The organism is Lacticaseibacillus kribbianus (genome assembly GCF_020180945.1).
Taxonomy (GTDB): domain Bacteria; phylum Bacillota; class Bacilli; order Lactobacillales; family Lactobacillaceae; genus Lacticaseibacillus; species Lacticaseibacillus kribbianus.
Genome location: NZ_JAIPUL010000002.1, coordinates 412,050 through 423,351 on the forward strand (window position 1 = coordinate 412,050; position 11,302 = coordinate 423,351).

The 11,302-nt window shown below is 46.9% G+C and carries 5 protein-coding genes and 2 pseudogenes; 1 reads left to right on the forward strand and 6 read right to left on the reverse strand.

Annotated elements, in window-relative coordinates; all coding sequences use genetic code 11:
• Positions 1-136 precede the first annotated feature (136 nt).
• Together LE416_RS09285 and LE416_RS09290 are read right to left on the reverse strand one after the other, a co-directional pair.
• Positions 137-1,567 (reverse strand): annotated as a pseudogene (locus LE416_RS09285) (IS3 family transposase); the annotation flags it as partial.
• An 11-nt stretch (positions 1,568-1,578) separates the two neighbouring features.
• Positions 1,579-2,577, reverse strand: coding sequence for an IS30 family transposase (locus tag LE416_RS09290; RefSeq protein ID WP_225048186.1), 999 nt, complete (start codon positions 2,575-2,577; stop codon positions 1,579-1,581).
• Positions 2,578-3,929: 1,352 nt separating this feature from the next.
• On the opposite strand from LE416_RS09290, the gene LE416_RS09300 reads away from it, so the two are divergent.
• Positions 3,930-8,411: a SpaA isopeptide-forming pilin-related protein gene (locus LE416_RS09300; protein WP_225048187.1), complete on the forward strand. Its 4,482-nt coding sequence runs from the start codon at positions 3,930-3,932 to the stop codon at positions 8,409-8,411.
• Positions 8,412-8,764: 353 nt separating this feature from the next.
• On the opposite strand, the pseudogene tnpC reads toward LE416_RS09300, so the two are convergent.
• The 4 genes and pseudogenes from tnpC to LE416_RS09320 all read right to left on the reverse strand — a co-directional run.
• Positions 8,765-9,994, reverse strand: a pseudogene (tnpC, locus tag LE416_RS09305) (IS66 family transposase); the annotation flags it as partial.
• A 24-nt stretch (positions 9,995-10,018) separates the two neighbouring features.
• A complete protein-coding gene (locus LE416_RS09310) occupies positions 10,019-10,372 on the reverse strand; it encodes a transposase (protein WP_225048189.1) in 354 nt (117 codons plus the stop codon).
• A gap of 116 nt (positions 10,373-10,488) precedes the next feature.
• Positions 10,489-10,872 (reverse strand): IS66 family insertion sequence element accessory protein TnpB, encoded by a 384-nt coding sequence (gene tnpB / locus LE416_RS09315; RefSeq protein WP_225048190.1) that lies wholly within the window; start codon positions 10,870-10,872, stop codon positions 10,489-10,491.
• Entirely contained in the window at positions 10,862-11,044 is a 183-nt protein-coding gene (locus tag LE416_RS09320; protein WP_225048191.1) for a hypothetical protein, read from the reverse strand. Before LE416_RS09320 ends, tnpB begins: the two co-directional genes overlap by 11 nt.
• Positions 11,045-11,302: the final 258 nt, after the last annotated feature.

The following is an 11,302-nucleotide window of genomic DNA, read 5'->3' on the forward strand; positions in this document are numbered from 1 at the left end:
CGTGTTGGCTTCTTTTTTTTACTAGCAAAACGTTATACTGAGTTCGGGCTTCTTGTAACTCCGATTTTAACTTGATGTCAATGGCAATTTAAAAATGTAGGTTGGGGCGTGCGGACGTTTTTCTGGACTTTCAACCTCAGGCAACCTTGCTCTGACGGTATTCTTGCGGGCTCTTTCCTCCTAAAACTTTTTTTCTTCGTTTAGTGTTATACCACTCAATATACTGGTTGAGTTCCTTGGTGAAATCGTCAATAGATTTTCCTAGCCAACTTCTGTTATAAAAGAATTCAGTTTTTAGGTGACCAAAGAAGCTCTCTGCTCGAGCATTATCTGGGGTGCTGGCTTTCTTCGACATAGAACGTGTGAAGCCAAATTCATCCATCAACTCAATCCACCCCGGCCACCTGTAATGAGCCCCTCGATCTGAATGTACAACAGGCTTCTCGTCAGGCGCAAGGGTCTCTGCCGCAGCGCTAAGCATTGTGTTAACCAGTTCGGCGTTAGGACTGGTGCCGATTGTCCAACTTGTGATTTGGCCGTCAAAGCAATCAATTAGCGGGGACAAGTATACCTTCCCAGCTTGGATAGAAAACTCCGTAATATCCGTAACGAGCTTCTGGTTGGGAGCCTCAGCTTGAAAGTCTCGATCAAGGATATTAGGGACTGCCGGCGTGATTTCTCCTGCATACGAGCTATATTTGCGACACCGCGTAATGGTGACTTTCAGCCCCTCTTCAGCCATTAATCGACGGATCACTTTCTCCGAAAGATGGATGCCTTCATCATCTAATTCCATCTTGATCCGGCGGTATCCGTAGCTCTCGTAATTTTGTTTGAAAATAACTTTTAAACGTGGGCGGATGGCCTCATACTTGTCGCCTTTAGCGATGGCTCCACGTGGATAGAAGTAGCTACTCTTCGACAGTTGAAGTGCTTTGAGTAACGTATTGAGTGAGTGTTTGTCACGCAGGGCATCAATCACCTGAACCTTTTCTCGGTTGGTTAGATTGAGATGGTTGATGCCCAGATCTTTTTTTAGAAGGGCGTTCACCTGGAGGAGGATATCATTTTGAAGCTCAAGTTCTTTGATACGAGCTTGAAGGCTTGAGACTTCTGGGGTAACTTTTTCTTCGGCGCTTCCTTCTAATAAGCCGGGCGCCTGCTTTGCCGGAAAGGTCTCTCCAAGCACCTCTCGTTTCCAACCATAAAGCGTTTCACGGCTGACCCCAAAGTCCTCTGCGATTTCTCTGACTGGAGCCTCTCGCTTATAAAGAGCCTCTACAGCCTTGGCCTTGACTTCTTCAGTCGCGGCGGGCTTAGTCACAACTGTACGGCTCCGCAACGTATCGTCGCAACGTGGGTCTTCGAGAAGCCATTCGCGAAGTAGTTGACGCGAAGGCTATCCAAGTGCCTTGACTGTCTTAGTAATAAACTGCCCGTGCTCAAAGAAGTGATCCACTGCGGCCTGACGCTGAGCACCAGAGTACTTGGATTTTCGTTTTCGAGGAGTATCGTCAAGCGTTGCCTTGGCGTCTTGTTCGTAATCTTTGACCCACCGTTTTAAGGCACGACGATTTGTCAAATCAAGTGCAACTTTTTGCCCATGTAGACTTCGGACGGTGTCTTCCAGCCTAAGACCTTGCGTGGTCGGTTATTCAGTTGTTCGACGAAGGCTGCGATGTCATCGTCGGTTTGGAGGTCCAAGTCGGTACTCTTAGGGAAATACTCCCGAATCAGCCCGTTTGTATTCTCGTTGGTTCCTCGCTGATGTGGCGCGTGGGGATCCGGGAAGAATACCTTAGTGCATAGCGCTTCGGCCAGCTCGGGGTATCGAGCGAATTCACTGCCCCGGTCTGGCGTGACGGTGAGGACGCGCTTGTTGGGTTGGCATCCTAGGAGCTGGACCATTGCGTCTTTGACGTTATCCGCATTAACCTTCCACACGCGCATTGAGAGCAGGAAGCGTGACTTTCGGTCCACCAGCGTGACCAAGGCTGATTGCCCGGTCTTCCCACGAACCGTATCACCTTCCCAATGGCCGAACCGGCTACGGTTTTCGGCTGAAATGGGGCGCTCGTGGATTGATGGGGCATCGTTGAAGCGACCACGCCGTTCATTGATTGTCCCTTTAACTTTATGTGTCTTACCTCGATGGCGCAGTTGGCGAGGCAGTCCACGGGCGCCGTGGCTCTTGCGTGGAGCACCCAGATTATCACGGTAAATCCCGCGGTAGATGGTCGCGTAACTGATCGGCATCGCGCTGTGTTCGTACCGCAAGCGCCCGGCAATCTGTTCGGGAGACCAATGGTGCTCGACGATGCCATGGATGACAAAGTCACGAATGCCATTATCCTCAAGAATGCGATGGCGACGGGATTTCTCTCGAACGGCTTGGTAGCAATTCTGGGCATCCGAGACGGAGTAGTGCCGCCAACCGCCATTGCGGGAAATCTCACGGCTCACGGAACTCTTAGAACGGCCAAGTGACTTGGCAATTGCGGCCTGAGTGAGACCATTATTGAGACCAAGTAGTATCGCTTCGCGTTCTTTTAGGTTAATATGTGTGTACAGACTCATAGCCGAGTTCTCCTTGTATCTGGTCTTGTGGTGATTCCATTTTACAAGGACTCAGGCTATGAGTCTTTTCTATTTGGCTAATTTGTTGCACTTACATTGTAAATTCGTCACCCAAAGAAGGGTAGCCCAATTCACGAACTACCGCGCTCCAAGAATGGTGATACTGATAATAGAGCTCTATGGCCCGTTTCTTGTCTGCTTTTGAATACATAATGACATCATACCCGAAGTCCAGGATTTTGTCCGCACGCCCTTTCCTACATTTTACGATTGCCATTTACACTTGAAGTGCAAAAGCTGATAGACTAGGCCAAAAAGGCCATGATAACCTTGCTTATAAGCACCTTATGCATATAAGAAAGGAGTCATCATGACCCACTCTCAGATTAGCACGACAGGACAACATCAATAACTCAGTTTAGACGAACGGGGGGAAGCTTTAAGCACTCCATCAAGCTGCTTTTGTCATCGTTCGAACCGCCGAGTAGATTTATCGCAACAAGTTTACGGTTAGCCGTGAACTCAGACGTGGCAATACCGAACAGATCCGTGGTGCTGGCAGACACTACCGGCGTTACTTTGCCGAAATCGGTGTTGCCGTATACGAGAAGAACAGTGCTTCGTGTTGCCCAGGCACACACTTAGAGCGGTGCTCAGAATTCTACGCAGAGCTTATGGTGGTGCTCAGAGTGTCTCCTCGAATCCGCAGCGTTGATAGCTTTGTGCACAGATATAAGAGGGTACATCCAGAACTGCCATGCCGGTTTAGCGCGACATCGACAAGAGCCTCTTAGAGGTGCTTAACGGTGATCTACGGATGAAGCCACCCATCATTTTCCAAAATTAGGATGGAGCCAAACCTTTTCGGATGCTTTGCGGCATTTTTGTATACGCTATCCGTAACATGGCTACTCTTTGTGAATTAAATTTCGTGGCAAACAAGCTTCCAGTTCTTTATCCTTTGCGAATGTCTATAGTTTTGATTTTTTGAAGCAGGTCCTTAAATTGTTAGATGGCCGTAAGCGTGTTTGGTTTGCAGCTTTCAATCGATGCCGTTTAAGTCGTGGGTGCTGTTGCGCCTTTTGGACTTATACTGAACAACCAGTTTTTCAGTCGAACACATGGAGCGTCTGTTTTTAGGTTACGTTTGAACGCATTGTTATACAAGTGGAATAAACGGTGGAAGTCTGGTATACTTAAGGTGTGTAACCGTAATCAAAACCACATCAGGTTAGTAATATAAATTAACATACGGTTAGACGCGGAAACTCGAATTTCAAGAAAGTGGGGTGTTCACATTATCACGTATAAATTGAGGGGTAGAAACTCAATCATGTAAAGAGGTAAAAAGCATGGATACAAGGAAAATTTGGCAGCAAATATATGCTTTAGTTTTAGTGTTTCTGCTGTTCTTACAATCCTCGGCACAAGTTGTGGGGGCGGTGACGGCTAGCTCTAGCGGTACTAATGATCCCAAGACTGTTCAACTTTTAGAGGCTACTCAGGAAACACCTGGATTGCGAACAATTGGACTGAAACTTTCGCTAAACAATTCAACGGATGAAATTGTTCAAGAGCAAGTTTCAGTATCCTTCTCAGGTGATCAGCAACTACAAGAGACCGCCGATGCCAACATTGTTGATGATGCTCATAGGGTTGTTGGACAATACTCCTATTCAAACAGCCACTTACAGCTATATTTGGCTGGCAATATTTCTGGAACAGCAACGATCCAACTAGGCCTCACAGACACTTCATCCTTAGAAGGATCTGTCAATTTCTCAACGGATGGTCAAAACGTTACTGCAAAACTGTCTGATACTACCTCAGTAGCAAAAGCTGATAAACCTTCAGCCAATGTTAGCAGCAAGGCTGCATCTAGTGTTGCGTCGAAGAGCCAAACCGCAAAGACAATTTCTGAGAGTGCTGAGGGCAATGATATCTCACAATATTTGCCAGATGACTCCAAAGGAACAATCATTACCGGAGCAAATATTGAATTCACAGATAGCAAAGGTAATACTGTTGATCCCACACAAGTGAGAAAAGATACCAATCTTAATTTTCAATATACGTGGGCAATTCCGGATGAGCTGAAAGACGGATACCAAGTAAAAGATGGTGACTATTTCTCATTTAAGTTACCTGAAGGAGTTACCTATAAACCAGGTACGGGAACCCTCGGTGACTATGGAACTTATAGCATAGCTGCTGATGGCACAGTTAAGTTCACCTTTAACAGTGATGTTGAAAACGTGAACCACATTGAAGGGACATTTAGTTATACTTCTACCATCAGCAGTGATTCATCGTCTGGCAAAGAAGACATTGTCATTGACACGACTACTGGGCCGGTAACGATACCAATTGTTGTTCAGCCATCAGGTGGTAACGACATCGCAAAGACTGGTCAACTAAATGGCGCTAACACATCTGGAAATAATCCGACTGGGATTACGTGGAACATTACAATTAATACCAATGGTCAAGAGCTAGAGAATGCAACGATTTCTGATCCAATGCCAAGTGATACTACCAACACTGTGCCAACCACGCTGAAATCGGTTAGTGTATATCCCTTAACAGTTGATCTGAATGGGAATGTGACTAAAACTGGCGATCCTCTTAAAGAAGGTACAGATTACAAGGTTGAAAATGGAAAAATTACGTTTATTGGTGCATATGCGCATACCTATCAGGCCTTCAAGATCGAATACACTAGCGACATTGACTCGAGCAAGTTGCCTGATGATGGTGGAAAAGTAACCTTTACGAACAAGGCTACTTTAACTAATAACGGTAAAGACTATCCAGCAAGTGCGACTGTCAATGCAAACTACGGTAAACTTTTAAGTAAGAGCTATGATGGTCCGGATAGCAATGGCAGTCAGAAGTATAACTGGCATATTGACTACAATTATGGTGAGAAGGCACTGCCTGCCAACACCAAATTAGTAGATAAGTTATCTGAAGGTCAAATATTCCCTACTGACAACAAGCTTTCAATAGTTGATGAGGCTGGTAATGCTATCAGTTCCGATCAATATCAGGTAGCTTACAACGAAGCTAGAACCGAAATGACGATTACCTTCCCCAATGGGCTCAACATGGGAGTCAAGATTTCATATCAATCGCAAGTCACAAAATCAATAGACGCTGATGGAGAAAAAATTAGTAACTCTGTAGAAAGCAATGGCAAAACTTCGAATCCTGGGGAAAAGCAAGCCGACCAGCAGGGCCTAACTAAGTCTCGTGGAGCCGTTGATTATAACGCCAAGACTGTAACGTGGAATTTCGATATCAATAAGGCTCGTCAGGATATGAGTGACTGGACGATGACTGATCCGGTTCCGGATGGACTGACTGTGGACTATAGCTCTTTTGTTCTAACAGACAAAGATACTAAAAAGGTTCTTAAGGAAGGTGAAGACTATACTGTTAACCCCGATGGTAACGGGTTTAAAGTTACTTTTGAAGGCGTGCTCAAAGACCATGATAAAAATTGGTATACGTTGAGCTATAAAACGACCTTTGAAACGAATAGCCTTCCAGCTAGTGGTACATGGACTAATACTGCTAAGGCGACTTGGAAAGACAAAGATGGTGGCAAACACACTAATGAAGGGAAAGACGACTTTACTCCTAAGACTGAGTTTAAAAATGATGGTAGCAAGTCCGGAAGTTACAATGCCGTTTCAAAACAAATTACTTGGACTGTGGTTGTTAACTACAATCAACGTAAACTTAGCAACGCTTCCATCACTGATCCAATCATTGGTGACCAAGACTATGTTGCAGATAGTGCCAAGCTATACGAAGCTTCTATTAAGGTAGATGGTTCATATGTTTTAGGTGCACAAGTTACTTCTGCTAATATTTCCTTTGACAATAATAAGAAACAACTTAGTGCAAAATTACCAGAGGATAGCGCTAAAGCTTATGTATTAACTTACCAGACTAGCCTTTCAGGTAAGGTGATTGATCAGAAGTCCTATGACAATACAGCAACCTACACAAACAGCGGGAAGTCTAGTGATTTGACGGCTAAGGTGACAGTGCCGAACAGTGGCAATGTTCTGGATAAAAGCGGTAAACAGGATCCAGCAAACTCTGCTTATGCTTTATGGACTTTATGGGTGAACAAGGCACAGTCAACCTTCAGTAATGCGGTTGTTACCGATGAGCCTTCTGACAACCAGATCATCGATGAAAGTTCAATTGTAGTCTATCCAGGAAAGGTATCTTCTAATGGGACCTTTACTGAAGATACGAGCAATCCATTAGTACTTGATAAGGACTACTCGCTGGACCTACAAACTGATAATGCGACGGGTAAGCAGACATTGAAGATTTCTTTTGCAAACGAAATCAGTTCGGCTTACTCAATTCATTATCGTTCATTGATTAACTCGTCAAAGATTAATGATACGTTGACCAATACAGCATCGATATCCGGTAAGGGTGAAAAAGATGTTGATAACAATACCAGTGGATCGACGGCAGTAGTAAACAATAGCGGGTCGGCAACTGGTAAGAATACCAATCTTGTTCTCACCAAGAGTGATGCTGATACCAAAAAGTCAATTGCTGGAGCTTCTTTTGAACTTTGGTCTGATGTTTCTGGACAAAAGGGACAGTTGCTTCGCAAAGGCACAACAGATGCATCTGGCAGTATTACTTGGAACAATCTCAAATCTGGGAAGTATATTTTAGTTGAAACAAAGGCCCCAGATGGGTATGTAATCTCTACCATTTTGGCCAATGGTAAGGAAATTAACCTTCAGTATAGTGATGCAAACGATGATAATAACGTTTCTATTTCGGAAACTAATCAAAAAGGAAAAGTTACGGTTGAGAAGTCTGATGCTGATGGATCAGATCCTTTGGCTGGAGCAGTATTTGATCTTTACAAGAAAGATGGGACTAAGGTTGCTTCAGATCTTAAGACAGATGCAGATGGCACTGTAAGCTACACCGGTCTTAATGCTGGTGAGTATTATGTTGTTGAGACAAAGGCCCCTGCTGGATATAAGCTAGATGCAACACAGCATGCTTTTACTATCGATGGAAACAATATCCAAGTAAAGGTTTCAATAACGGATGAGAAAGCATTGGGAAGCGTTCTTCTAACAAAGACCGATGGTGATACAGGTAAAGCCCTGGCGGGCGCTGTGTTTGATCTTCATAAGAAGGACGGGACGAAGGTTGCTAGTGGCTTGACCACCGATGCCAAGGGTCAGATTAAAGTTGATGACCTGAAGCCAGGCGACTACTACTTTGTTGAAACTGCCGCCCCTGCTGGTTATGAATTGAATGACAGCCAGCTGAGCTTCACGGTTGAATTGCAAACAACCACCAAAGTTGCGACCGTATCGGCCACAAATGCCGAAAAGACCGGTTCCGTTGTTCTGAATAAGACGGACGGTGATACAGGTAAAACCTTGGCGGGCGCCGTGTTCAATCTGTACAAGAAGGACGGGACGAAGGTTGCTAGTGGCTTGACCACCGATGCCAAGGGTCAGATTAAAGTTGATGACCTGAAGCCAGGCGACTACTACTTTGTTGAAACTGCTGCCCCTGCTGGTTATGAATTGAATGAGGGTAAGCTTTCATTTACTATCGACCTACAAGTTAGTGGCAAACAGTCTGTAGTTACGGCTAAGAATTTTAAGAAGAGTTCATCACAAAGTAACAACGATAAGCACAAAGGCGACCAAAACCTGCCTGCTACAGGAGATGCCAATAGTTCAGTAACGACACTGATGGGGGTAGTTTTGTTGCTCAGTATGTTCACCTACGGTCTTTTCAATCTTTACAGACGAGAACGCCAGTAGAGGTAGAGAATGCAGGTCTCTGGTGCCAAACGATTGTTCAGTGAAGTAAAAGAACTTCGACTCAAATTTTTAGAGCGTCAGTAAACCGCTAACAATTAGCAATCACCTAATAATCGACCGTACGAAGGAACCCCACAAACTTGTTTTTTGAGATTGTGGCTCTTCGTCAAGTAGAGTTGATAGCTTTTTTATGAAGCACTTGGGCCTTAACTGGTCTAGGTGCTTTTCTTATGCCCTTTCATTCGTAAGCACCCAATAACTGTAAGCACGTAAGCACTCAATAACGTAAGCACCCAATATCAGACCGGTAAGCACCTAATAGCCGACCGTATCACGCAAAAACAGCGCACTCGTCACCGAATAACCCGGTGGCGGGTGCGCTGTTGCTTAAGCGGTCGCTTTGCCACGATCTCATTCTGATGCCACGGCAAATAAGCTGCCAACTGTTCCTCAGTTGGCTCGGCGCGATACTGCGATAGATCCTCCAGAAGCTGCTCGATGTAGCGCCTCGGATCCAGCCCGTTGGCCTTGGCAGTTTCCACCAGTGTCATCCAAATCGCGTTGGCTTCGGCACCCTTGGGGCTGGTGGCGAAGAGCCAGTTCTTACGGCCGATGACAAACGACTTCATGTTCCGTTCGGACGCGTTGTTGCTCAAATCAACTTCACCATAATCCAGTACCCGGTTGAGCAGTTGGCGCTGGTTCCTGGCGTAGGTTAGCGCTTTGCCAAGCCGCGACTTAGTGGTCGCTTCTGCCGCATCACACCAGGTCCAAAACGCATCAATCACCGGCTTCAGTTCTGCCTGACGCCGCTTCAGTCGCTCTGCTGGGTCAAGCAGAACCCACTTGGCCTCTAGCGCAAACATCTCATCGAGCAGGGCTAGCGGCTTGGTGGTGGTGAAGCTGCCCTTGACCTTGACCGCGTCGTCGAAGAACTTACGCCGCACATGCGCCCAACAGCCTACTCGCACCACACTGTCGCCCAGGAGATTGTAGCCGGAATAGCCGTCACATTGAAGGACGCCGGTGAAGCCTTGATAGAGATTCTGGGCGAACTTACCTGAGCGGTTATTGCCGTAGGCGTAGTAGATCATCGGGTGCTCGGCCAGCCGAGTGGTGCGCGCAACCCAGATGTAGGACTTGCTGCGGGGCGCTTTGCCTGGCTCGCGCAGGATCTGAAACGGGGTCTCGTCACCCTGTAAGAACTTATGCGCCTTCAGTCGCGCGTGGATTAAGTCATAGACCGGCCTGACCAGGTTGGCGGCTTTGATCACCCAGTTGGTCATGGTGGTTTCGCTAAGCGTAAGCCCCGCCCTTTGCCACTCCAGGCGCTGGCGGTACAACGGCGTGCCGAGCGTGTACTTCTGGTGAAGCACCTCGGTCACCAATGACGGTGTCGCCAGGCTATGAGGAAACAGAGCTTGCGGTGCGGCGCCTTGATATAAGTGATCCTCGCCATCGGTACGCTCACAATCCGTGCACTTGTAACGTGTTTCGTAGATCCGCTCAACGAATAGATAGCCTGGCTTGTAATGCACGACATCGCGGACGAAATGCTTACCCACCTTGGTTAAGGCGTGGCCATGTTCACAGTGATCGCGGCCGGGTTAGATGATGGTCTCTCGCACCGGGAGCGCCGGATCGATGGTTTCCTCGCGCTTTTTCTTGGGCTTTCGCTTCGCTAGCCGGACGACTGTTTCTTCGCTTTGGTTCCCAGTCTGCTCTGGGTCGGTAAAAACACCTTCGTCCTCCAACAATGAGAGCTGGTTTGGATCCGTCAGCTTCTCAGAGTGAGCACGAAAGAGTTTCCGAGTCAGATACGCGACTTGCTCGGTCAGGGTTTGAACCTGCTTTGTGAGGTCGCAATTCTGCGCTAGTAACTGCTTGTTCAGCTCCTGGAATTGATCTGCTTGTTTTTGATCCAGGAGCTGCCGAAGCAGTTCTTCAGTCGTTTCTGCCATGAAGGGTCGCCTTCGTTTCAATCAAGATGGGCTGAGTGTACCACTGATACGATGGGCTTCCTAGCACTTTTTCGTGGACAGTTGGCGGTGCTTGTCCAGATGGTTTCTTGGACAGATCACTGCTTATTTTGAATCGTTTTTTGATCCACTTTGCCTCCTTTCCCAGGCTGGTAGGGTTTGATGGTCGACTCCAGCCCCCAGCCCGTCAGAAGCCGTTCAAGCTGCTTGGCGTGGAGCTTCTTGACCTCGTTTTGCGTCGTCGGCCACTGAAGGCGGCCATCCTCGATGCGCTTGTACAGGAGCACGAAGCCATCGCCTGCCCAGTACAGAGCCTTAAAGCGGTCTTTGCGACTGCCACAAAACAGGAATAGAGCCCGGCTGTATGGATTCAGCTGATAGTCTTCCTTGATGACGCCGGCGAGGCCATCGATGCCACGACGCAGGTCTGTCTTGCCACAGATCAAGAAGATGCCACTGAGCTGGCGGAGATCAATGAGCATTCGCAAACACCGCCTTCATCAAGGCATCCAGGATGTAGCCTTGGATGTGGTTGTAGACGACCACGGTTTTGTTGGCGTCGAGCTTGATCTGAAGTGCCTTGGTTGGCACGCTCTGCGGTCGGCGCTGGTCGTCTTCCAGTTTAATGCGTACGATTTCGGGTTTTTGTTCCATAGAAATACCTCACCAAGTTAGATTTGATGAGGTAAGCGTACAATGCACGGAGCGGGATTCATATGCGGTCAGTTATTGGGTGCTTACGAGAAAAGACAAATTTCTCCAGTAAATTATTTATGGTATCAGCTAGCAACAAATCAAATTGTTGCATAGTCGTCCAAAAATATGGAGGCAACGCGAATGCAGCAGTGGTCGCAGGGTAATCATGTTCAAGCAATGGGAGAAGTCTTCATGTTAAGATCCTGTTACAGTTCA